The following is a 22,302-nucleotide window of genomic DNA, read 5'->3' as shown; positions in this document are numbered from 1 at the left end:
GCGGTGCATCTTTTCTAGGCTGGTCAGGTAGCACCCATTCTCGCCGTGAATCGACCGGCACATCCCCTGACTATCCCTAGAGAGGTTTCCCATGGAAATCGCAGAACGACGCGTTGCCGCTTTTCATTACACCCTGACCAATGACGCTGGCGAGGTGATCGACAAATCCGCCACGGATACGCCTTTGGCCTATTTGCATGGTGCCGGCAATATTGTCCCGGGCCTGGAGAAAGCCTTGCTCGGCAAGAAGAGCGGGGACAGCCTCACCGCCGATGTCGCGCCCGAAGAGGCGTATGGTCCGCGCCACGAGGGGCTGATCCAGACCGTGCCCCGCAGCGCGTTTGAAGGTGTGGAGTCGGTGCAGCCCGGCATGCAGTTTGAAGCGCGCACCGAGAAAGGCCCGCTGCTGGTGACCGTGACCAAGGTGGAGCCTGAGGAAGTGGTCGTTGACGGCAATCACCCGCTCGCCGGCCAGCAGCTGCACTTCGCGGTCGATGTGGTCGAAGTGAGGGAAGCGACCGAGGAAGAGTTGAACAACGGGCACGTGGCCTCGGCTGCCTGATTGCCCGGCAAGCCATCCGCGGACGCGTGTGTCTACGCGTCCGCGGACCGATGTTTCGTAAGCTTGTTTCTTAATACTGCCGCAACGTTTGTGGCGGTTTGTCAGGCCGCTTTAGCTTCCTGCGCCAACGCCGTTCCCACCAGGTGGCCGAACAGGTCCTTCGGGTCTTCCATCACCGGCACCAGGTCGATCTTGCGGCCCAGCTCCAGCTCGACGGCGCAATCGCGCATCAGGCGCAAGGAGGCGTAATCCTCCAGCGCGAAGCCGACCGAGTCGAAGATGGTGACATCGGCGTCGCTGGTGCGGCCCTCGGCTTCGCCTCCGACCACGCGCCAGAACTCGGTGACCCGGAAGTCCTCGGTCATGTGCTGCAACTCGCCTTCGATGCGGCTTTGCGGTTCGAACTCCACATAGGTGCGTGCGTCGTCGCGCAGCAGGATCTGCGGATCCAGCTCGGTCTTGCCCGGGCAATCGCCGCCGACGGCGTTTACATGCATGCCCGGCTCGATCATCGCCGCGCTCAGGATGGTGGCGTTCTTCTTGTCGGCGGTGACGGTGGTGACGATGTCGGCGCCGCGCACGGCCTCGGCGGTGCTGCTGCAGCGGACCACACGCAGGCCGGGTGCGGCGCTGGCGAGGTTGGCGGCGAGCTTGTCGATGGCGCCTGGGTCGACATCGAACAGACGCACTTCCTCGATACCCAGGAGGTGGTGGAAGGCCAGCGCCTGGAACTCGCTCTGGGCACCGTTGCCGATCAGTGCCATCACCTTTGAGTTCTTGCGGGCCAGCCGCTTGGCGGCCATCACCGAGGTCGCGGCGGTGCGGATCGCGGTGGTCAGGGTCAGCTCGCTGAGCACGGTGGGCATGCCGGTGTCGACATCGGCCAGGGCGCCGAACGCCATCACCGTCGACAGGCCGTGCTGGTAGTTGCCCGGATGTCCGTTGACGTACTTGAAGCTGTATTCCTTGTCGTCGGCGACCGGCATCAACTCGATCACGCCGACATCGGAGTGGGCAGCGGTGCGGGCGGTCTTGTCGAAGTCGTTCCAGCGGCCGAAGTCGGCTTCGATGTACTCGACCATGCGACCGAGCATCGTCGGCAGGCCGTGGGTGGCGACAATCCTGGCGACATCGTGGGTGGTGAGCAGGGTGGTCATGGAGACTCCTCTTGAACATGTGGGATTGAGCAGGGGGACGCACGGCGTCCTGACCCGATCCATTGTCCGGACTTCAGCGTCAGAGCGAAACGGCAAAAACGTGAGTATTACGCCATATTTCTAGCAATTCGCCAGAATAATCTGCCACTATGCGCATATGGACGACCTCGACCACCGCTTGATTGCCCTGCTGCGCCACGATGCCCGCACCCCGGTCGCGCAGCTCGCGCAAGTGCTTGGCGTCTCGCGCGGCACCGTTACCAACCGCATGGCACGGCTGGAACGCGACGGTGTGGTCGTCGGCTACACCGTCCGGCTGCGGCCGGATGCCGCGCCCGAGGAGATCCGCAGCTGGACCAGCATCGCGGTGAAGGGCAACCAGCATTCGGTGATACGTGCGCTGCTGGGCGAGCCGGGCGTGGCCGAGCTGCACGACACCAACGGGCGCTGGGACCTGCTGGCCGAGCTGCGCGTGGGCGACCTGGCCGAGCTGTCGAAGGTGCTCGAGCGCATCCGCAAGATCCCCGGCATCAGCGCCAGCGAGACCAGCGTGCACCTGCAGACCTTCCGCGGGTAGGACACCTCGCGTTTGCCACGGGCCAACTCTTGGCACTGCCCGGCATGCTCCCGGCTAAGGTAGAACATCAGGTCGGCCCAGGGCCGCCCGCTCATTCCAAAGAGAAACCACATTGAACAAGACCCTGCTTTGTGTCGCGACCGCGGTCGCGCTGACGATGGCTGCACCACTGGCCGCCCAGGACCGCTGCGTCGACGACGGTTGCGAAATCCAGACCCTGTTCGAGGCAAGCGATAACACCGGTGGTGGTGATGCGGCCATTGCCGCGACGCGTTTTGGCACCTGGGGTATCGACCTGGCCGGCATGGATACCAGCGTCGACCCGGGAGTGGACTTCTTCGGTTACGTCAGCGGCAACTGGGCGCAGAACACGCCAATCCCGTCCGATCGGTCAAGCTACGGTTCCTTCCTGGTCCTGCGCGACTTGTCGGAGGCGCGTCTGCGCCAACTGGTCGAGGGCTACGCGCTCGGCGACCCGGCCACCGGCGGCGATGCGGCCAAGGTCGCCGCGCTGTACCGCGGCTTCATGGACGAGTCGGCGATCGAGGCGCTCGGCGCCGCGCCACTGCAGCCGCACCTGGACGACATCCGCGCCGCCAATGACAAGGACGCCATTGCCGCCCTGATGGGCCAGCGCAACGCCGGCTTTGGCGGCAGCTTCTTTGGCGCTTACGTCTCCGACGACCAGAAGAGCCCCGACACCTACGCGCTCTATCTCAGCCAATCCGGCCTGGGCCTGGGCGACCGTCAGATGTACCTGGATGAGAAGTTCGCGCCGCAGCGTGAGCGCTACGTCGAGTACATCGCGCAGATGCTGGAACTGGCCGGTTGGGAGCAACCGCAGGCCAACGCCGACGCCATCATGGCAATGGAGACCAGGGTCGCCGAAGCGCACTGGACCCGCGCCGAGAGCCGAAACCGCGACAAGACCTACAACCCGGTGATGCTGGCCGACATCGACAAGGCCGCGCCCGGCTTCCCTTGGGCGACGTTCTTCGAGGCTGCCGGCGTCGATTACGCCGAGCGCGCTGTAATCCGTCAGGACACCGCGTTCCCGGAGATCGCACGGATCTTCGCCGACACTGACCTGGCCACCCTCAAGGCCTGGCAGGCGTTCCAGACCACCGACAACGCCGCGCCGCTGCTGTCGAAGGCGTTTGTCGATGCCGAGTTCGGCTTCCGCAGCAAGTTCCTGTCCGGCCAGCCCGAGCAGCGTGAGCGCTGGAAGCGTGCCGTCGCCTTCGCCGAGTCGGCGATGGGCGAGGCGATCGGTCGCGACTATGTCGAGCTGTACTTCCCGGCCGACGCCAAGGCCAAGATGGACGACCTGGTCGCCAACGTGAAGGCGGCGATGGGTGCGCGATTGGACCAGCTGGCGTGGATGAGCCCGGCGACCAAGGCCGAGGCCCACAAGAAGCTCGCCAACTTCGGGCTGAAGATTGGCCACCCCGACACCTGGCGCGACTACGCCGCATTGCAGGTCGCCAACGACGATGTGTTCGGCAATGCCGAACGTTCCTACGCCTTCGAGTGGGAGCACGACCGCGTGCGCATCGGCAAGCCGGTCGACAAGGGCGAATGGGGCATGACCCCACAGACCGTCAACGCCTACTACTCGTCGGTGAAGAACGAGATCGTATTCCCGGCCGCCATCCTGCAGCCGCCGTTCTTCGACCCCGATGCCGATCCGGCGGTGAACTACGGCGGAATCGGCGCGGTGATCGGCCACGAGATCATCCACGGCTTTGATGATCAGGGCCGCAAGTCCGACGGCAATGGCCTGCTGCGCGACTGGTGGACGGCCGATGATGCGGCCCAGTTCGACGTCCAGGCCGAGCGGCTCGGTGCCCAGTACGAGGCCTACGAGTTTCCGCAACTGCCGGACATGCACATCAACGGCAAGGTCGCGATGGGCGAGAACATCGGCGACCTCGGCGGCCTGACCATCGCGCTGGAGGCCTACCGCCGTTCGCTCGACGGCGACGCGGCACCGGAGATCGACGGCTTCACCGGCGAGCAGCGCCTGTTCATGGGCTGGGCGCAGGTCTGGCGCACCCTGTGGCGCGACGACGCCCTGCGCCAGCAACTGGTCAACGGCACCCATTCACCGGGTCAGATTCGCGCCTTTGCCCCGCTGCGCAACATCGACGCCTGGTACACCGCGTTCGATGTCACCGAGGACGACGCGCTGTGGATCGCTCCGGCCGATCGCGTCAGGATCTGGTAAGCCGCTGCACGGCAAACCGGTGAGTCCGTTGCGCCGGCGGTTGGCCTGTCCACCCGCCGGCGTCATCATGGTCGGCCACCGGAGTTGAATCACCACCATGCCAGAACCCATCCAGACCCAGTTCGATCTCAGTGAGCTCGACCTGCCGGACATCCTTGGAACCATCAACGAGGAGGTTCGCGCCCGCTTTGGCGAGGGTAAGCAGGCCGACTACATCGATGCCCTGGCCAACGTACCGCTGGACCGCTTCGGCATGGCGCTGGTGACCCGCGACGGTAACGTGCACGAGGTCGGCGACGCACGCGAGCGTTTCCCGATCCAGAGCATTTCCAAGGTCCACACGTTGACGATGGCGCTGGACGCGGTCGGTGATGCGCTGTGGGATCGCGTGGATCGGGAGCCGTCCGGCGATCCGTTCAACTCGCTGATCCAGCTCGAATACGAGATGGGCATCCCGCGCAACCCGTTCATGAATGCCGGCGCGCTGGTGGTGGCCGACGTCATCCTGTCCAATTACGCCCACCCCGAGCAGGCGCTTCTGGAGTTCATGCGGGCACGCTCGGGCAGCGTCGAAGTGGGCGCTGACGAGGTGGTCGCCAGGTCCGAGCGCGAGAGCGGTTTCCGCAATATCGCCACGGCCAATTTCATCCGCAGCTACGACAACATCGTCAACGATGTTGACGCCGTGCTCGACTTCTACTTCCTGCAATGCTCGCTGCAGATGAACTGCGTGGATCTGGCGCGCAGCGTGCAGTACCTGGCCCGACGCGGTCATTGCGGCGTCTCGGGGACGCGCGTAGTCAGCGAGCAATTGTCGACCCGGATCAACTCGCTGATGATGACCGCCGGCACCTACGACGCCGCCGGCGACTTCGCGTTCTACGTCGGCCTGCCGGCCAAGAGCGGCGTCGGTGGCGGCATCGTCGCGGTGGTGCCGCACGTGATGAGCCTGTGCGTCTGGTACCCGGGACTGGACGAGAAGGGCAACTCATTGCTGGGCGGCTATGCGCTGCACCGCTTTGCTTACATGACCGGGCTGTCAGTGTTTTGAGGCGCTTGCGCTGGGGTGCCACCTTCGGATTGCTGCTGGTGCTGGCCGGTTGCGTGACTGCGCCGCGGCCCACCGGTCCTGCGGCCGATGTGGTGCGTGCCGATATCGCCCGGCGGATCCCGGCCAAGGTCGACGACCGAGCCGGCTGGGCGGCCGACATCCAAGCGGCATTCGCGGCGCAGGAGATCGAGCCGATCGAGGAGAACATCTGCGCGGTGTTGGCGGTGATCGAGCAGGAATCCGGCTACCAGGCCGACCCGCCGGTGGCCAACCTGCCAGCGATCGCGCGTGCCGAGATCGTACGGCGGGCCGCGGCGGTGCACGTGCCGAAGTTCATGGTCACGGCCGCGCTCAAACTGGACTCGTCGGACGGCCGCAGCTACGACGAGCGGCTGCGCGCGGCGCGCACCGAACGCCAGCTGAGCGAGCTTTACGAAGACCTGACCGGTCGCGTGCCGCTGGGCGAGCGGTTGTTCGACGGCTTCAACCCGGTGCAGACGGGCGGCCCGATGCAGGTGTCGATCCCGTTCGCCGAGTCGCGCGCTGACGGCTATCCGTACCCGATCGACGGCAGCATCCGCGACGAAGTGTTCACCCGCCGCGGCGGCCTGTATTTCGGCATCGACCACCTGCTGGGTTACGCCACGCCGTACACACGCAAGGTGCACCGTTTTGCCGACTTCAACGCCGGCTGGTACGCCAGCCGCAACGCCGCATTCCAGAACGCGGTGGCGCTGGCGAGCGGGCAATCCCTGGCGCTGGACGGCGACCTGCTGATACCGGGCGCGTCGCTGGACCGGCCGGGCGAGACCGAGCGCGCGGTGCGCGTTCTGGCCGGCCAACTCGGCATGGACGACCACGCCATCCGCGACGCGCTGGAGCACGGCGACCGGCTGGACTTCAACAGCACCACGCTATTCGAGCGGGTGTTTGGGCTCGCCGAGGCCCGCGCCGGCAAGCCGCTGCCACGTGCGATGATCCCCGGCATTACGCTGGACAGCCCCAAGATCACCCGCGAGCTGACCACCGCGTGGTTTGCGAACCGCGTGGATGACCGTTACCGGCGCTGCATGGCGCGTTGATCGGAGAGTCTGACCAGTCATGAAAGCTGCAATCACCATCGCGGCCTTCCTCGTCTTGACGTCGTGCACGTACGGGGAGCCGACAAGCAGGCTCGAGCTTGACTACGCCATTGCCGATGACGAGTCGAAGGTAGCCATATCGGCAGAGCGCTATGTTGTGCAGCGGGCCACCGGAATTTCTGCACTCCCCAGCGGCGGCTTCGCAAAAATCACCGCCCAGATGGTGGATGTGTATGTCGTCGACCTGACGTCGGGGAAGATCCTGTACAAGCACGCGATCGATCCGCCAGGGGAGAGGAGCATGACCGCGCTCGAGACTTGGCTGCTGGGCTGGAAGGGTGACGATGTCTACCTGAAGATGACCGGTTGTGAATCGGGTTTCCGAACAAGCTACAAAGGGTGCGGGCCGGAGCGACGGAAGACGTATGTCTACAAGGTGTCGAGACATGATGTGGAGCCAGCCGGCGTGCCCGTGCCGCGACTGCGTCGACATCGGGTATTTGGCGGCATCGCGGGGGCCGACTCCCCGGGTGGGACGCGCTCATATCTTTCGACGACCGAGACCGATGGCGTGTGGATCCACAGGGGCGCACGAGGCCCGCGTGAGCCGCTCCTCCGGGTCAACGGGCATGAGCTTGAGCAGGTTGCCGATTGAGTTAAGTGGCGCGGCGTTGATCGGCTAGAACACCGGTGACCTGGTCGCGGTTACCATCGCGCTGGAGGCTTAAACCATCAAAGGAGCACGGCATGACCATCGCCCCCGCATTGACCCTCTACCACCATCCACACTCCCGTTCCGCCGGCGTCCGCGTGATGCTGGAGGAGCTGGGCGTCGACTACCGGATCGAGCTGGTGAACCTGCAGGCCGGTGAACAGCGCCGGCCGGAATTCCTCGCGCTCAATCCGCTGGGCAAACTGCCGACTCTGGTTGACGGCGACACGGTGGTGACCGAGCAGGTCGCGATCTACCTGCACCTGGCGGACCGCTTCCCGCAGGCGGGACTGGCACCGGCCATTGGCGACCCCGAGCGTGGCAGCTACCTGCGCTGGATGGTGTATTACGCCTCGTGCTTCGAACCTGCCGTGGTGGATCGCTCAATGAAGCGCGAAGCTGCGGCGGCGATGATGTCGCCGTACCGCGACTACGACTCGATGTTGGCGGTGCTGGAAGCGCAGCTCGGCCGCGGTCCCTGGATGCTGGGCGAGCGCTTCAGCGCCGCCGACGTGCTTTGGGGCATCGCGCTGTCGTGGACGACCGGTTTTGGCCTGGTGCCGGAGAGTCCGGTGATCAAGCAGTACATCGAGCGTGCGAAAGCCCGGCCGGCCTTCCAGCGTGCTGCGGAACTTGATGGGGCGTTGTTGGCTGGCGATTGAGACAAACGCGTATCCTGCCAACGGCATCACAAAACCGCAGGGTAGGGGACCCATCGTGGCCGACGACGCAGATAACCGATCTTCTGACAACGCCGCCGCCGATGCCTTCATCGACCCGCCACACGGGCCGGTAGGCCAGGGCCGCGCCGTCGCCGACGTCCTCGCCAACAGTCCCGTTCCGCTCTCACTTGATGAGATTACGACAAGGTTTACTGCGCGGGGGGGCTTGGAAAAAGCGGCTGCCGAAAATGGTTGAGATGCTGGTCGCGCTAGGGCTGGTACCGGAACAGGATGGGAAGATCGGGGCCGCTTGAGCTGCGTTATGAGGCGGAATCTATTGATAACCATAGTTAGGCCTTACAGGGGACTTCGATGCGACTCAAAAAAAGCACGTTAGACGTCCGGTTCTCTCTCGTGCTCTTTGCGGTCGGCATAGCAACTTTCGCAGTTCATGAGTTCGCGCATTGGATAACTGGAGTCGTCCTAGGATACGAAATGATGGTCGGCCCGAATCATGCTTGGCCCAAGGGCGACCTTACACATGCGGATGCGATTCTCATTTCAGCTGCGGGACCGATAGTAACGATTGCGCAAGGCGTGATCGGATTCACTCTTGTCTATAGTCGACGGCTATTGTTTGGCTTCGCACTGCTTTATATCGCGTTCTTTATGCGCTTTCTTGCCGCAGTCGTCAGCATCTTCAACGCAAACGATGAGGCTCGGGTCAGCTCAGACCTTGGCCTTGGTCTATGGACCATTCCAACGCTTGTGGTCGCCACGCTTTTCATGCTCACCTATTTGGCAAGCCGTCGATTGAAGCTTTCATTCCGTGACCAATTCCTATGCTACGTGGTGGCGTCTCTGGCTGTCAGTTTGGTCGTCGGCATTGATCATTTCTACTTTGGCAAGGCCTAACAATTCGTTCAAGCAGGTCGCTTAACTCATGCGTTATTGATTCGGGGAGAAGTCGTGGACGAACCAGCCAAAGAGCGTGACTGGGGCAACGTTCGGTTCCGCCGCAGTAGCCGCACCCCCGACGGGTCGCCGGACGACAACGCCGACTCCCGTTTCTGGATCGGGCTGGTGGTTTTCCTGACGGTGGCACTGGCCTATCCCTGGTACTCGTACTGGGTTCACGCACAGCTGTTGTCACGTAGCTTCCAGGAGGCGGCCGACTCACTGGGTCGCGAGCTGGATGTGGCGGAACGGCAGACCCGGCAAGAACTGGCCGCCAGTGCGGCGCGAAACAAGGAGTCGGCACGGAAGACGCGCATCGCCAGTGTGCGGGTGGTGGGTGTGAGCCCTGGCCGAACCGGGCCGGTGGTCATCGTGCGCTTGGGCAATGCCAGCCTGACCGAGTCGACCCTGACGATCTGCCGCCAGTCCGAGGTGATGCTGGGTAGTCCTCTGGATGGGCAATCACTTCGTGTGCAACAGCACCGGGGCAACCAACCGGCAATGAGCGTCGGTCAGATTCGCTGCTGAGGCCCCACGCGCTGGTCAGAAAACTCTGATCCCGCGTTGATACGTGGTCTACTTCCTGCGGGGATTTTCGGGTTGACACAGGGGATAGAAATGACCGAATTGATGACCGGAGGCGTGGGCCTCGGCGTCGCATTTTTTTGCAGTGTCCTTTGGAGAATCCAATGACGGACAACAGCCTTGAATACGTGGGGTTCTGGCCCCGGGTCGGCGCTTCATTGCTCGACACCATCATCCTCCTGCTTCTCACTTGGCCGGCTCTGTTCGCAATCTATGGCGCCGGCTACCTCACCGACCCGGATGCTCCTTTCATCGCTGGTCCGGCGGACTTCTTGATTTCCTGGGTACTGCCGGCAGTGGCGGTCATCCTGTTCTGGCTCTACAAGCAGGCCACCCCCGGCAAGATGGCGGTATCCGCGCGGGTGGTGGACGCCAAGACCGGTGCGACCCTGACCACGGGCCAGGCTGTCATCCGCTACCTCGGGTACTTTGCCTCGTCGATTCCCCTGGGCCTGGGCCTTATCTGGGTGGCGTTCGACCCGCGCAAACAGGGCTGGCACGACAAACTGGCGGGCACCGTCGTCGTGCGCTCGACGCATCGTGGACCGGCGCCGGTCCGGTTCGAAAGTTGAGGGCGGATGCATGAAACCGGAACAGCTCGAGAAGTGGAAGGAAACCCGGCAAAAGGGAATGTTGCGGTTCGTGCTGGTGAACGGCGTGCTGGCCTATGGACTGATCATGTTCATCGTCATGACGTTCGTCGTGCATCGGGACAAACTCAGCGTCAACTTCGTTTGGATTTCTGCGATGGTCTGGTCCATCGGGGGCGCGCTGTTTGGCGTTCTCATGTGGATCATCAATGAGCGCAAGTTCCACAAGATCAATGGCGCCGATGCGTAACGGAAACGCCTGAAAGGGCTAAGCCAGAGCGCGATCAGGAGAATACGATGGCAAAAGTTACCGGAATCGGCGGGGTGTTCCTCAAGTGCAGGGGCGACAGCACCGCTTTGGCCGCGTGGTACCAGAAGCACCTGGGCTTGCCGCTGGAAACCTGGGGCGGCGCGGTACTTAAATGGCCCGATGACAAGGCCGAGGACGGTGGCCTGACCGTGTGGAACCTGGCGGACAAGGACAGCAAATGGTTCAGCCCGAGTGATTCCGCCTTCATGATCAATTACCGGGTCGACGACCTCGACGAACTACTTGCTCAACTGCAGGCCGCCGGCATCGCGGTCATAGATGGCCCGCAGTCGCACGAGAACGGCAAGTTCGCATGGATCATGGATCCCGACGGAAACAAGGTTGAACTTTGGCAGCCGATGCTTTGGGACGACAAAAACAAGGGTGCGTGACACATGACCAGCAAGCGTCCGACCACGATCGCCGAATACATCAAGGCCGCGCCGCCTGAAGGCCAGCCGCACCTGCGCCGGCTGTACGCGATCCTCAAGAGTGCCGCGCCGGAGGCCGAGGAGGCGATCAAGTGGGGCAACCCGTTCTTCGTGGAGCCCCGGTTCGTGTTCGCGTTCTCCGCGCACAAGGCGCACCTCAGCTTCGCGCCGACAGCGGCGGCGATGGAGCACTTCCGCAAGCAGCTGGAAGTGCACCAGACCACGAAAAACTTCCTCAAGGTTCCCTACGACGAGCCGCTGCCCGAGGCCCGGATCCGGGAGATCGCGGAGTACTGCGTTCGGGAGCTAGGCAAGCGGAAGGATGATGCTTTTTGGTAGGACTACCGGTTACCAGCGGTAACTGACCTTCCCGTAGACAAAGGCACCCTGGGAACCGAACGGTGAGCTGCTCGGGTATGGGAATATGCCGTGGAAATCGCTGCCTGCGGGCGCCTTTTGTGGATAGGTATCGAGTATGTTGTCGGCGCCCAGGGTGAATGTCCAACGATCACGATAATAATCAACGGCAGTGTTGATAATCCATTTGGCCGGGTATATGTCGTCGTTGATAGCGTCGGTAGAACTGTATTCGGTCACGCCTCCGTAGCGGAGGGCGGTGCCGGTGATTCCCCAGTGGTCCTTCTTGTATGTATTGGTCCAGATGAACTTGGAGCGGGGCATCTGGTCGGCGAGTAATCCCTTTGTCTGGCTGCGGGTGATGCGGTTGAAACCGACATCGCCCAGCGCCTCAAGTACCGCAGGGTTCGGACGAACGCCGGTCACCTCGTTCTTGTGGTACGACCAGTTGACGGTTGTCTCGAATTCCCCGCCGTTGGCGAGTTCCGTGAAGTAATTGGTGACCATGCCGATACCCCGGATGCGCATTTGCGCAGCGTTAGTGAAGTAGGCAAGGGCAACAAACTGCGGGTCGGAAACACCATTGTCCGCCAGGTAGTCTTGGACCGAATCGGCCACAAGCGACATCGAACTCGACATCAGGATGCGGTCATCGAGGTCTATCTGGTACAGATCCACCGTTGTGGTGAGTGCAGGGATCGGGTTCCAAACCGCACCAATGGTGAAGCTCTTCGAGGTTTCCGCCTTCAGAGGCTCACTGCCAAGCAGCACGGCCAATTCGTTATTAACCGGCACCAGTCCACGCAGGTAGATTCCCTCGGGCAGGCCCAGCGAGTTGCCTTCTGGATAGGACACGGAGGTGGTTGCCGAGCCATGCTGTTGTCCCAGGCCCGGGGCGCGGAACCCGGTGGAAACCGTCCCGCGCAGGGCGAATCCGTTGTCAAAGTCATAGCGTCCGGACAACGCGTAGGACACGTTGGTCCCGAAATCCGAGTAATCCTCATGGCGCACCGCAAGGGAAGTACTCAACCGCTCCGTAATATTCCCTTCCAGCTGCACGTACTCGGCAATGGAGTTTCTCGAATTGTCGCTCGCGTCCTGCGGCCCCCAGCCGGCAAAACCCTGGGCAGCGCCGGTGACCCCGGAATTGCCCACGTACCACGAGGCAAGGTCACCCTCGACGATCTGGTATCTCTGGTGCAGGTACTGCACACCAAAGCCAAGATCCCAATTGTCCCCCAGCGGCTTGGCAATGGCGACATCAAACGAGGACTGTGATGAAGTCAGGGTGCCGTCGTGAATATCCGTGGGGCTGTAGCCAAAATCGTTCCAGTAGGCGAAGTTGACTGTATTGAAAGTGCCGTATGACACGCGGTTGGCGCCCCAGTTGGCACTGACATCCCAACTCCAGCCGCTATCGGTATAACCACGCAGCCCCGTGACGAAGCTCTTGTCCCGCGATTCACCGTGTTCCACCGGTTGAAAGCCATCGCCATCCGGGAAGATATACTGCATCAGGTCATCTTTCGGTTCCGGTGCATTGGCGCCATAGCGGTAAAACGCCATGGGCTCGGCCATGAGCATGCCGTAATGCCCGGAGCCATACAGACTCACACTCGGCGTGAAATCATATCCCCAGTTGAGGAACGTGTTGTAGCTCTCGGATTTCGGGATGCCCACCTGGAACTTCTTTCCCAGTTCGGTAAAGCCCGGCCTGTTATCCAGTCCCGCACGGTTGGTGGGCTGCTGATCACCCACCTCCGCAGAAAGCCGCAGCCATCCATCCGCACCAAGTGCAAAGCCGATGTCGGCCTGGATCCGGGACCGGTCACCGTCGCCAGCCGAGTACTTGCCGTAGCTGGCTTGCACTTGGCCGCCATCCGGTCCCTTCTTCAAAATGATGTTGATGACGCCCGCAAGGGCATCCGAGCCGTACTGTGCCGAGGCGCCATCACGCAGCACCTCGATGTGGTCGATGGCACCTATGGGGATCGTGCTGATGTTCACGCCCTGGGAGCCCTGGCCGACCTGGCCGAGCGTCAACATCAGCGCACTGGAGTGCCAGCGTTTGCCGTCCACCAGTACCAACACCTGGTCGCTGTTGAGGCCACGCATCTGGAAGGGCCGCGTGAAGGCGAACGTATCGGACATGGACGCGAGCGGGAAATTCAGCGACGGAACAACGAGGTCGAGTGCGCTGCCTAGGTCGATGGCGCCGGACTGGGTCAAGACGTCGCTGGGAATCACGTCGATCGGTACCAGCGACTCGGCCTGCGTGCGATCGCTGATGCGCGTGCCTGTCACGATGACCGTGGCCATGTCCAAGGCTTTGGCGGTTGCCGCAGCTTCGGACTTGGTGTCCTGGGCGGTGGTTGTCTGGTCCGCGTTTTCCAGATCTTGCGCGGTTGCCATGCCGGCCAGCGCAAGCAGCACCGACGCAGCCAACAAAGTGGGAATATTCCGACCCAGGCGATCATTCATGCAAAGTGCTCCCAGCGTTACGTGTCATGAAACCACCACGGCCAAAAGCAGTCACATCATCTTGACCGTGCAACGGATGCCCCCAACAGTCGGCCATGGAACCGGTTCAAGCAGCGCGCGGACCTGCGCCCCGACAGCGGCACATAGTGGTCGGGCACGGGGTTCTTCCGTCCATGACACGGTCCGAGCTTAGGCATAAGCCGCCAAAGTCCGCCAATAGAAAAACGGGTGTGAGTCATAACCGCAGGTTGTGGGTGGCGCGGTTGAAACCGTGCCTACAACGGCGGTGCCGCCAACGCGTCGTAATGCGCTTGCCATGCTTGCGGTGTCTGTGGCTTCACGAACAGCGCCACGACCTCCGGATGCTCGGTGCGCACGGTGGCCTCAAGGCGATTGATGCAGCTCTCGATCTGCGGCGTGGCGAGGGTGTCCTCGAACTCCACGCTGAGTGCGGCGACTACGCTCTTGGGCCCCATCTGCGTGCTCAACACGCCATTGGCGCAACGCACTGCAGGGTCTTCATTGGCGATGCGCATGATTGCCTCGCGCAGCTTCGGATGTGCCGACTCGCCCAGTAACAACGCTTTGGTCTCGCGCGCCAGCAACGTTGCGGTGGCGACCAGCAACAGGCCGATGCCGATGGATGCGTAGCCGTCGAATGCCGGGTCGTCCAGCACCAGCGCCAGGGTGATGCCCACCAGGCCGAACATCAGCCCGATCAGGGCGGCGCTGTCCTCCAGCAGCACGGTCAAGGTGCTGGCGTCCTTGCTGGACTTGAACGCCTGGAACCATCCCTGGTCGCCCTTGGTGGCGCGGAACTCCTTCACCGCCACCGACCACGTGTAGCCCTCGAACACCAGCGAGGCCCCGAATACCAGGTAGTTGACCAGCGGCCGGACGATCGGCTCGGGGTGTTGCAGGTGGTTGATGCCCTGGTAGATCGACACGCTGCCACCGAGCGCAAACACCAGCAGCGCCACGATGAAGCTCCAGAAATACAGTTCGCGCCCGTAGCCATACGGATGGCTTTCATCGGCCGGTTTTGAGGCGCGTTTGAGGCCGTACAACAGCAGCAGCTCGTTGCAGGTATCGACCAGCGAATGCACGCCCTCGCTCAGCATCGCGGAGCTGCCCGTAACCGATGCGGCAATGAACTTGGTGACGGCAACCGCGCCATTGCCGAACAGGGCGGCGATGACAACCTTCCTGCTGCTGCCGGATGTCTTGGCCATGGGGTGTCCTCGCACGTGGTCGGCGCGCAATACGCTTGCGCAGACCGCCATGGTCGTTGTCATGGCATGAAGGGCTTGTTCGCAGGGACCTGGCCGGAAGACTATTCGCTGCGTTAACGGTCGCTTGTCAGTGCTGTCAGAACCGGTAGTTCATACTCGCGAACCAGGTGCTGCCAACCTCGAGGTTCGTACGGAACAGGTCGTTGTGCGGGCCGGTTGCGCGTCCGCGCTCCTCGCCGAAGATGTTGCGTCCTTCAAGGCGAAGCTGCAGGTTCGGGTTGACCACCCACTTGGCGCTCAGGTCGAAGGTGGTGAACGGTTCGATCCAGATGTTCTGCCAGGGGTTGGCGGCAAACGACTCGAGGTACTCGCCCTGGTGGTTGACGGACAGGCGCAGCTCCGACCCGCGGTCGAAGGTCCAGAACACCGCGGCGTTGCCGGCGATCTCGGACTGGTATTGCAGTTGGTCAAGCTCGTGCGGGGTTCCGTTGTAGATGTAGGACGACTTGCCATCGACCAACATCAGGTTGAACGAGGCGCCCAGTGGGGACAGGGCGGGATGCATCTGCACGAAGCTGCTGTTGACGACGCCGAGCTCCAGGCCCTTGTACTTGGTGTCGTCACCATTGACCGGTGCGGAGACGGTCCAGGTATCGCCATCGATGACTTCCTGTGAGGAGACGTCGAGGATGTCGTCCTTGACGTCCTTGTAGAACCCGGTCAGCGTCAACATGCCCAGGCCGTCGTTGAAGTAGTACTCCATGCCCAGGTCGAGGTTGGTCGACTGCCGTGGTTTGATCAGCGGGTTGCCGCGCGAGATCGTGAGGTCGTCGTAGTCCAGGTTCTCGACCGTCGCGATCATCTCGGGGTTTGGCCGGCCAAGGGTCTGTGACGCCGAGGCCTTGATCCGGAAGTCGGGTGACAGCGACCAGATCGCGTTGAGATAGGGCAGGACCTCGGTGTCGTCGCCGGAGGCGCGTGCCTTTTCGGGCTGGACCACGCCGCCGACCGTCTTTGCCATTTCCGCGTCGAAGTCCGAACGGTCCATGCGCAGGCCACCGCTGAGACGCAGATTGTCGGTGGTGTAGACGCCGTTCACGTAGGCGGCCAGGACCTTTTCGCGGTACTGGTAGTCGTTGATCAGCGAGCGCTGCAGGGACTCGTCCTCGTCGATGGCGATGCCCGGGATGACGTCGTTCCAGAACGCCTCCGGCTTCTCCAGCCACATCGCCGGCCAGCTGTAGCCGGGCGTGTTGAAACCCGGGAAGTAGGACAACCCGTCCATCGTCACCTGCCCCTTCTCATAGTAGGTGGCGGTGTTGTCGCGCTCCATGTCCATGACCCGGTAGTCGAGGCCGGTGGTGAAGCCCCAGCCACGGTCCGAGGCCTCGTCGTTCAAGCCGTAGTCGACCTTGGCCTGGGAGACGTAGGACCAAGCCTCGCGCCGGTCCTGGTAGGTGTTGCCATTGCTGAAGTTGGCCGGGTCGATGAACGCATTTCCATCGTCCGGAATGAAGAACTGGCCCGGGTTGGACAGGTCGTAACTGATTCGCGTGTTCGGGTTGTAGAGGAAGGCCACGAACGGGCGGTCCGAGCTGTACCAGGCGCGGGTCCGGCTCAGGTCCACGCTCAGGTTCCCCTTGTCCTGGAAGTCCCACGCGGCGTGACCCTGGATGCCCATCTGGTCACGGTTGAAATCGTTGGAGCGCCACTGGGAGTCCATCGCGCGGACGTTGGCGGTGCCGGTGTGCTCGGTCTGGTCACGGTGCTGGTTCAGGCTGTAGACGCGGTTGGTGTTGCGGGTCTCCTGCTCGTCGGAGAAGTACGCGTAACCGAACAGGGAGGCCTGGAAGCGTTCATTCGGGCGGAAGTCCAGCTTCGCAGTGCCGCCGTGCTTGGTGAACATGTTGGTGTAGTTGTGCGCGACGAACCCGTCGGGGGCTGCGAAGCCATTCCAGCCCTCCGATTCCGGCGTGGTCAGGGTGCCGTCATCGTTGTAGTAGAGGCGGTTGGGGATCGCGGCGTTGGACTGGGTGCGGGGGCGCTGCTCGTAGATGCCGGTCACCATCAGGCCGATGGTGTCGTTGGCGAAGGTCGGCGCCCACGAGAACTGGCCCGAGCGGCCCCACGGGGAGTCCTTGGAATCACGGCCGAAGCTGTTGTCGTCGGGTACGTCCATGTAGGTCGAGTAGCTGGTGCCCAGGTTGAAGCTGAACAGTGGCTGCCCCATGTCGAACGCGCTGGTCGGCATGATGTTGATCAGGCCGGCGACCGCACCGGCGTCGAGCTCGGGGGACAGCGACTTGTAGGCCTGCAACTGATGCACGGCACTGGACGGGATCACCTGCAGGTTGACCTTGCGGGTGCCTTCGCCATGGTCGCCGGTGGTCGCGATCGTGAGGCCGTTGATCGTCACCGGGACGAAGTCGGGGTGGGAGCCACGGATCGACGCGAACTGGCCGATGTCGTCGTTGTAGACCGTGGTCACGCCGGTGATCCGTCGCAGGGACTCGGCGATGGTGAGGTCGGGCATGGCGCCGATCTCGTCGCTGGACAGCGTGTCCACGATCGCCGGTGCTTCACGCCGGGCCTCGATCTCCGACTTGGCCTGCAGCCGCGAGCCGGAGACGACCACCGCATCCAGGTTGGCGACATCCAGAGTGGTCTCGATGTTGGCCTCGGGTGCCGCCTCATCAGCGGCGAGGGCGGCGGTGTGCGTGTCCTGGGCGAAGGCCGGGAGCGCCGCGGCGGCGATGGCGGCGGACAGGGCCAGCGCCAGGACGCGGTGTTGCGGCAGGCCGCGCTGGTTGCGATGAAGGGTCGATGCGGTGACGGGGGACATTTTTGGCAAATCCATGTTCTGACCGTGGCGGTCGCAGGCAAGCCGCGACCGCCACGATCGGTCGGGCAGTGGGGAAGACGCGAGATTTCGCGTGCCGGGCGCGCGGCCTACGGCATTACGGGCGTGCGTTGTCGAATCGTTCGTGGAAACCGGTCAGCTCGACCACGAAGTCGTCGCGCTCCATGAACTCGGCATCCGGGGTGTCGGCTTGCCTCTCACCGGCCTTGTACCAGGCGGCGTATTCGGGGATTTCCGAGCTGTACTTTCCGTAGTGCGTGGAATAGGTCCGCACGTGGACGCTGGGTTGCGGGCTGTCGAGGTTGAAGGTCAGCAGGCGCAGCCAGCCGTCGCCTGTCTGGGTGTTGTCCGGATACCGGTTTTCCGGGTCCTTCGTCTTTGCCACGTGTGCCCGCGGCTGGTAATCGGACAGCATCTGGTGCACTTCGTGGCCATTGTCGTTGTAGTCGATCCCGTGGCCTTGGCCGCCGATGTGCCCGCTGAGCACCAGGAAGATCTGGTCGTGCTGGCTGATGAACTCGTCCCAGACCATCTGCGGGTTGTTGTCCTGCCGGTCGATCAGGCTCATGTCCAGCGTCCCGCCGACCGCATGCCTGCCGTCGCGCCCCGTGTACTTGTGGGTAGTGACGATGGTCGGCAGACCGGGGTTCTGATTGATCACGCGTCGCGCCCATGCCAGCGAGGAATCCGGGGCGTCGTACTGCAGGCCGAGGTGCAGGAACTTGCACTCGCCTGCGGTGAACAGCTGGGCACTGTCGGCGCCACCGTCATTCGAGGCGATGTACCAGGGCTGGTCCCGGAAGAAGTTCGACTGCTCGGAGAAGGCCGAAAGGAAGCCGGTCAGGCCGCCGAAGTGGCGGATCTCCGGTGCCATGGGGTCGGACTCGGGCTGCGGCGGATGGGCCGGGTCGGTCCAGACGGCATCGTAGTCATGGTTGCCCGGGACCACCGAGAACGGTAGGGCGTTGGCGATGATCTCGAATCCCTTTACCGCCGTCGGGATCTCGTGGTTCGGCACTTCCTCGGGGTGGAGGCCCGGCTTGCCGCCAGTCACCGAGTCGGGCAGGGCCTTGAAGCCACGCGCGGCGTGCCCAGGATCGATACGCTCGACGCGGTTCTGCCAGATGTCGCCCAGGTGGGTGGCGAACACGATGTCGCCGCCGTTGCTCCTGGCGTTGTCGGCGATGTAGCGCATCTGCTCGAAGTACAGTTCGGCGGCATCGATGGGGAACCCGTGGGACTTCTGGTGGCTGAAGTCCATGTAGTTCTGGGTGTCGGGGATGGCGGCGATGGTGAAGGTGCCGCACTCGCCCTGTCGGTACTGTTCAGCCTGAGCCTGCGATGCGAGCGTGGCGCCCAGCAAGGCAATGGCCAGCGCCGCCTGGAGCCGTCGGGCGGAGGAAATATTTCCAATCAGTTTCATCAAATTACCCGTGTCTGGTGCCGCCGCCCGTGGCGGGCCGAGGAATGTGATGATTCGGCCACTGCGATGCTTCACGCACGTGACAGGACGCCCGGCCGGCGCAATCGGCGCACCGGCCCGCCAAGCTGTGCAAAGGTGAGCGTGTCGGGGCAGGCGCCGGATACATCGAGGCCCCCTCCCGAGGGCTGGTTACCGCTCCAACCGCAGGAAACGTGCGGCGTTGTCGTGGAAGATCGCGCGCTTCTGCGCCGCATCCAGGAACGGCGCGCTGTCGACGCCCTCGAAGGCTTGGCCGATCGCTTCGGGCCAGACCATCTGGTCGGAGCCAAACATCAGCCGGTCGCCAAAGCCCGCCGTGACCAGCGCCTGCAGGTACTGGTGGAACTCGGCGCGCGGGATGATCCAGTCGATCACCGCGACATCGGCGTAGACCTGCGGGTACATGTAGAGGATCGCCTTGGTCTCCTGAAGGTACGGCCAGCCGGCGTGCATCAGCCACACGCGCAGCTTCGGATGGCGCTTGAGCATCGGCTCCAGGATCGCGGGGTTGCCGAGGCCGATGCTGAAGTCCGGGCAGCACCCGTAGGCGGCGCCGGGCGGCGCGAGGCCGGTGTGGATGCCGACTGGGATATCGAACTCCTCGGCCAGTGCCAGGTACGGTTCGAACCATTCGTCGCTCGGGTCCAGCCCGTGGTACTGCGCGCCGATTTCGCCGAGCACCTTCAGTTCACCGGAGGCGAATGCCGCGCGCAGCACCTCGGGCGGTGGCAGCGGGTGGCCGCCATCGTCGAGGAACGCACCCGCCCAGATCCGCTCGCCGCCGGCGTCGCGCATGCTTTTCATCGCGCCATCGGGCCCGCTAACCAGGCCCAGCACCACGTTGTGCTGCCGCAGTTGCTCCAGTGTCAGCCGCTCGCGCTCGGCATCGGTGTTGGCCGTGGTCAGCTGGCCGGTGGCCGGGTTCGGCGCGCCGGGCGCGGCCGCGCCGACATGCAAGTGCACGTCGATCACCGGGCCGGTGTAGTGCTGCGCGTGTGCCGGCGGCGTGCACCCCAGCAGCAGGACAGCCAGGATCGAGGCCGTTGTTTTCATCGGCGCGCTCCACAGGAATGTGCCCGGGATAACGCGGAAAGCATGGGGCGTCGGACTCGCCAGCATTCTCCGGGCGGCCCGGGTTCGCGCTGACCCTGGCGAAGCTGCTTGAGCGAGGCGGACTATCGCGTTCGGATCTCGCAACGCGCCTGGGCGTGAGTCCGGCGATGGTGACCAAGATCCTGGGGTTCCCGGAGGAGTCGCTGGAGGACTGGCATCGGCGGCAGGGGTTGTGGGTGCTTGATGCAGACCTTTGCGGGTGCGGAAAAGCGGTGCATTGTTAATGCACCCTACGACCGACCGTTGACCGGATGTAGGGTGTATTAGGCGGAGCCGTAATACACCGCTTTGCGGGGCATGGACATCCACTACACGCGGGCGAGGGTGGCCGGCTTTTCCATTCGATAACAATTGGCCCGATATGCTCGGACTGCGGCATACGCCGGTCCCGGAGAACCCCATGTCAAACCGACCCCGCTCAAAGGCCAGCGACTTCGATCCCGAGGTGCTGCGACTGTTCGATAAGTACGTCCACGGGGTGATCGATCGCCGCGGCTTCCTCACTGGGGCGGCGCGGCTTGCGGTCGGGGCAGCGACCGCGACCGGGCTGCTGGCGGCGCTGAGCCCGCAGTTCGCTCAGGCGCAGCAGGTGAAGCCGGAAGACCCGCGGCTGTCGGCTGAGTACATCGAGTTCGATTCTCCGGAGGGCTACGGAACCGGTCGCGGCTACCTGGTGAAGCCGGCCAAGGCGAGCGGCCCGTTGCCGGTGGTGTTGGTGGTGCATGAAAATCGCGGCCTCAATCCGCACATCGAGGACATCGCGCGGCGGATGGCGCTGGAAGGCTTCATCGCCTTCGCGCCCGACGCGCTGTTCCCGCTGGGCGGCTATCCGGGCGATGAGGACGCGGCGCGTGCGCTGTTTGGCAAGCTTGACCAGCGCAAGACCCATCAGGATTTCCTCGCCGCCGCCGACATGCTCGGCAAGGTCGAGGGCGGTAACGGCAGGATGGGCGTGGTCGGCTTCTGCTACGGCGGTGGCATGGCCAACTTCCTCGCCACGCGCTTGCCGGGCCTCGCCGCCGCTGTGCCGTTCTATGGCAGCGCACCGCCGCTGGAGGACGTGGAGGCGATCAACGCCGAGCTGCTGGTGGTACTCGCCGCCGCCGACGAGCGCGTCAACGCCACCTGGCCAGGCTACGAGGCCGCGCTCAAGGAAGCCGACGTGGACTACACCCTGTACCAGCCCGCCGGCACCGGGCATGGTTTCAACAACGACACCACGCCGCGTTACGACGAAGACGCCGCGCGTGAGGCGTGGCGCCGCACGGTCGCGCTGTTTGATCGCACGCTGCGGGACGACGGGGTGACGCCCGCTACGTAGCCGTCGGATTCTGGCGATGAATCGGGGGATCCGGCGACGCCTTCGCGCTCGCTTCGCGGTCGCGATGGCAGCATGGCAGCACCTGTTTTCAACGGAGTGCCATTCATGAATACCTTAGCCAGACTTGCCGCCGCATTGGGTGCCGGCGCGGCCCTCATGTACTTTCTGGACCCGGCGACGGGACGGCGGCGGCGTGCCTTGGCGCGCGATCGTGGGGTGTCGGTCGGCCATGACGCAGAACATTTCGCGCGGGGCAAGACCAAGCGCGTGATCGACCGTGCGCACGGCGTAGTGGCGCGCGCACGGGCCGGGCTGTCCAATGCGCCGGTGGAGGATGGCCAGCTGCACGGTCGCATCAGCACCCGACTCGGGCGCCTGCTCACGCATCCCGGCGAGGTCAATATCGAGGTGAACGAGGGCCACGTCGTGCTGCGTGGGCGCGCCTCGGCAGCGGAGATCGGCGCGCTGACGGCGGCGCTGGAATCGATGCAGGGCGTCACCGGGGTCGACAACCGGATGTCGGCGGCCACCAGCCAGACGCCTGACTGACAGGTACAGCGGCGCAGTCGCGGC

At 63.7% G+C, this 22,302-nt stretch carries 21 protein-coding genes; 15 read left to right on the top strand and 6 right to left on the bottom strand.

What is annotated here, in order from left to right:
* The first annotated feature begins 91 nt into the window (after window positions 1-91).
* A complete protein-coding gene (locus ACW7G0_RS07290) occupies window positions 92-562 on the top strand; it encodes an FKBP-type peptidyl-prolyl cis-trans isomerase (protein ID WP_456988665.1) in 471 nt (156 codons plus the stop codon).
* 101 nt (window positions 563-663) lie between these two features.
* Here the strand turns inward: ACW7G0_RS07290 and ACW7G0_RS07285 are convergent, their stop codons facing one another.
* Window positions 664-1,719 (bottom strand): ornithine cyclodeaminase, encoded by a 1,056-nt coding sequence (locus ACW7G0_RS07285; RefSeq protein WP_456988663.1) that lies wholly within the window; start codon window positions 1,717-1,719, stop codon window positions 664-666.
* Window positions 1,720-1,876: 157 nt separating this feature from the next.
* Here ACW7G0_RS07285 and ACW7G0_RS07280 point away from each other — a divergent pair, with 157 nt between their 5' ends.
* The 12 genes from ACW7G0_RS07280 (at window position 1,877) to ACW7G0_RS07225 (ending at window position 11,242) form a co-directional block, all read left to right on the top strand.
* Window positions 1,877-2,296, top strand: coding sequence for an Lrp/AsnC family transcriptional regulator (locus ACW7G0_RS07280; protein ID WP_456961254.1), 420 nt, complete (start codon window positions 1,877-1,879; stop codon window positions 2,294-2,296).
* Window positions 2,297-2,408: 112 nt separating this feature from the next.
* Window positions 2,409-4,523, top strand: coding sequence for a M13 family metallopeptidase (locus ACW7G0_RS07275; RefSeq protein WP_456988661.1), 2,115 nt, complete (start codon window positions 2,409-2,411; stop codon window positions 4,521-4,523).
* A gap of 97 nt (window positions 4,524-4,620) precedes the next feature.
* A complete protein-coding gene (locus ACW7G0_RS07270; protein ID WP_456988659.1) occupies window positions 4,621-5,574 on the top strand; it encodes a glutaminase in 954 nt (317 codons plus the stop codon).
* A 5-nt stretch (window positions 5,575-5,579) separates the two neighbouring features.
* On the top strand, window positions 5,580-6,656 hold the full coding sequence (locus ACW7G0_RS07265) for a DUF1615 domain-containing protein (RefSeq protein WP_456988657.1): 1,077 nt from the start codon (window positions 5,580-5,582) through the stop codon (window positions 6,654-6,656).
* A 19-nt stretch (window positions 6,657-6,675) separates the two neighbouring features.
* Window positions 6,676-7,311, top strand: coding sequence for a hypothetical protein (locus ACW7G0_RS07260; RefSeq protein WP_456988655.1), 636 nt, complete (start codon window positions 6,676-6,678; stop codon window positions 7,309-7,311).
* A gap of 92 nt (window positions 7,312-7,403) precedes the next feature.
* Window positions 7,404-8,030, top strand: coding sequence for a glutathione S-transferase family protein (locus ACW7G0_RS07255; RefSeq protein WP_456988653.1), 627 nt, complete (start codon window positions 7,404-7,406; stop codon window positions 8,028-8,030).
* A gap of 495 nt (window positions 8,031-8,525) precedes the next feature.
* A complete protein-coding gene (locus tag ACW7G0_RS07250; RefSeq protein ID WP_456988651.1) occupies window positions 8,526-8,945 on the top strand; it encodes a hypothetical protein in 420 nt (139 codons plus the stop codon).
* 54 nt (window positions 8,946-8,999) lie between these two features.
* Entirely contained in the window at window positions 9,000-9,515 is a 516-nt protein-coding gene (locus ACW7G0_RS07245) for a hypothetical protein (RefSeq protein ID WP_456988649.1), read from the top strand.
* 161 nt (window positions 9,516-9,676) lie between these two features.
* Entirely contained in the window at window positions 9,677-10,144 is a 468-nt protein-coding gene (locus ACW7G0_RS07240) for an RDD family protein (RefSeq protein WP_456988647.1), read from the top strand.
* Window positions 10,145-10,154: 10 nt separating this feature from the next.
* Complete coding sequence (locus ACW7G0_RS07235) at window positions 10,155-10,412, top strand: hypothetical protein (RefSeq protein ID WP_456988645.1); 258 nt, start codon at window positions 10,155-10,157, stop codon at window positions 10,410-10,412.
* Window positions 10,413-10,459: 47 nt separating this feature from the next.
* On the top strand, window positions 10,460-10,864 hold the full coding sequence (locus ACW7G0_RS07230) for a VOC family protein (protein WP_456961264.1): 405 nt from the start codon (window positions 10,460-10,462) through the stop codon (window positions 10,862-10,864).
* A 3-nt stretch (window positions 10,865-10,867) separates the two neighbouring features.
* The gene (locus ACW7G0_RS07225) at window positions 10,868-11,242 is read left to right on the top strand and encodes an iron chaperone (protein ID WP_456988643.1); all 375 of its coding nucleotides are present in this window, start codon (window positions 10,868-10,870) and stop codon (window positions 11,240-11,242) included.
* Between the two features lie 9 nt (window positions 11,243-11,251).
* Here ACW7G0_RS07225 and ACW7G0_RS07220 read toward each other — a convergent pair whose 3' ends face one another.
* From ACW7G0_RS07220 to ACW7G0_RS07200, 5 genes are all read right to left on the bottom strand, one after another.
* Window positions 11,252-13,741: a TonB-dependent receptor plug domain-containing protein gene (locus ACW7G0_RS07220; protein ID WP_456988641.1), complete on the bottom strand. Its 2,490-nt coding sequence runs from the start codon at window positions 13,739-13,741 to the stop codon at window positions 11,252-11,254.
* A gap of 275 nt (window positions 13,742-14,016) precedes the next feature.
* Entirely contained in the window at window positions 14,017-14,973 is a 957-nt protein-coding gene (locus ACW7G0_RS07215) for a cation diffusion facilitator family transporter (RefSeq protein WP_456988639.1), read from the bottom strand.
* Between the two features lie 136 nt (window positions 14,974-15,109).
* Window positions 15,110-17,815: a TonB-dependent receptor gene (locus ACW7G0_RS07210; RefSeq protein ID WP_456988637.1), complete on the bottom strand. Its 2,706-nt coding sequence runs from the start codon at window positions 17,813-17,815 to the stop codon at window positions 15,110-15,112.
* 115 nt (window positions 17,816-17,930) lie between these two features.
* A complete protein-coding gene (locus ACW7G0_RS07205; RefSeq protein ID WP_456988635.1) occupies window positions 17,931-19,256 on the bottom strand; it encodes a hypothetical protein in 1,326 nt (441 codons plus the stop codon).
* A 189-nt stretch (window positions 19,257-19,445) separates the two neighbouring features.
* On the bottom strand, window positions 19,446-20,348 hold the full coding sequence (locus ACW7G0_RS07200; protein ID WP_456988633.1) for an amidohydrolase family protein: 903 nt from the start codon (window positions 20,346-20,348) through the stop codon (window positions 19,446-19,448).
* A 460-nt stretch (window positions 20,349-20,808) separates the two neighbouring features.
* Here ACW7G0_RS07200 and ACW7G0_RS07195 point away from each other — a divergent pair, with 460 nt between their 5' ends.
* Complete coding sequence (locus ACW7G0_RS07195) at window positions 20,809-21,729, top strand: dienelactone hydrolase family protein (RefSeq protein WP_456988631.1); 921 nt, start codon at window positions 20,809-20,811, stop codon at window positions 21,727-21,729.
* A 105-nt stretch (window positions 21,730-21,834) separates the two neighbouring features.
* Window positions 21,835-22,278 (top strand): BON domain-containing protein, encoded by a 444-nt coding sequence (locus ACW7G0_RS07190; RefSeq protein ID WP_456988630.1) that lies wholly within the window; start codon window positions 21,835-21,837, stop codon window positions 22,276-22,278.
* Window positions 22,279-22,302 lie beyond the last annotated feature (24 nt).

It is taken from the genome of Lysobacter sp. A286 (assembly GCF_054052105.1).
This window is presented reverse-complemented; position numbering and strand designations above follow the sequence as displayed.

Bases quoted from the DNA above. Each gene is read 5' to 3' on its own strand.
- ACW7G0_RS07290 (WP_456988665.1), top strand. From the start codon at position 92: ATGGAAATCGCAGAACGACGCGTTGCCGCTTTTCATTACACCCTGACC.
- ACW7G0_RS07210 (WP_456988637.1), bottom strand. From the start codon at position 17,815: ATGTCCCCCGTCACCGCATCGACCCTTCATCGCAACCAGCGCGGCCTG.
- ACW7G0_RS07225 (WP_456988643.1), top strand. From the start codon at position 10,868: ATGACCAGCAAGCGTCCGACCACGATCGCCGAATACATCAAGGCCGCG.
- ACW7G0_RS07195 (WP_456988631.1), top strand. From the start codon at position 20,809: ATGTCAAACCGACCCCGCTCAAAGGCCAGCGACTTCGATCCCGAGGTG.
- ACW7G0_RS07205 (WP_456988635.1), bottom strand. From the start codon at position 19,256: ATGAAACTGATTGGAAATATTTCCTCCGCCCGACGGCTCCAGGCGGCG.
- ACW7G0_RS07285 (WP_456988663.1), bottom strand. From the start codon at position 1,719: ATGACCACCCTGCTCACCACCCACGATGTCGCCAGGATTGTCGCCACC.
- ACW7G0_RS07230 (WP_456961264.1), top strand. From the start codon at position 10,460: ATGGCAAAAGTTACCGGAATCGGCGGGGTGTTCCTCAAGTGCAGGGGC.
- ACW7G0_RS07200 (WP_456988633.1), bottom strand. From the start codon at position 20,348: ATGAAAACAACGGCCTCGATCCTGGCTGTCCTGCTGCTGGGGTGCACG.
- ACW7G0_RS07280 (WP_456961254.1), top strand. From the start codon at position 1,877: ATGGACGACCTCGACCACCGCTTGATTGCCCTGCTGCGCCACGATGCC.
- ACW7G0_RS07220 (WP_456988641.1), bottom strand. From the start codon at position 13,741: ATGAATGATCGCCTGGGTCGGAATATTCCCACTTTGTTGGCTGCGTCG.
- ACW7G0_RS07190 (WP_456988630.1), top strand. From the start codon at position 21,835: ATGAATACCTTAGCCAGACTTGCCGCCGCATTGGGTGCCGGCGCGGCC.
- ACW7G0_RS07250 (WP_456988651.1), top strand. From the start codon at position 8,526: ATGATGGTCGGCCCGAATCATGCTTGGCCCAAGGGCGACCTTACACAT.
- ACW7G0_RS07260 (WP_456988655.1), top strand. From the start codon at position 6,676: ATGAAAGCTGCAATCACCATCGCGGCCTTCCTCGTCTTGACGTCGTGC.
- ACW7G0_RS07255 (WP_456988653.1), top strand. From the start codon at position 7,404: ATGACCATCGCCCCCGCATTGACCCTCTACCACCATCCACACTCCCGT.
- ACW7G0_RS07270 (WP_456988659.1), top strand. From the start codon at position 4,621: ATGCCAGAACCCATCCAGACCCAGTTCGATCTCAGTGAGCTCGACCTG.
- ACW7G0_RS07215 (WP_456988639.1), bottom strand. From the start codon at position 14,973: ATGGCCAAGACATCCGGCAGCAGCAGGAAGGTTGTCATCGCCGCCCTG.
- ACW7G0_RS07235 (WP_456988645.1), top strand. From the start codon at position 10,155: ATGAAACCGGAACAGCTCGAGAAGTGGAAGGAAACCCGGCAAAAGGGA.
- ACW7G0_RS07240 (WP_456988647.1), top strand. From the start codon at position 9,677: ATGACGGACAACAGCCTTGAATACGTGGGGTTCTGGCCCCGGGTCGGC.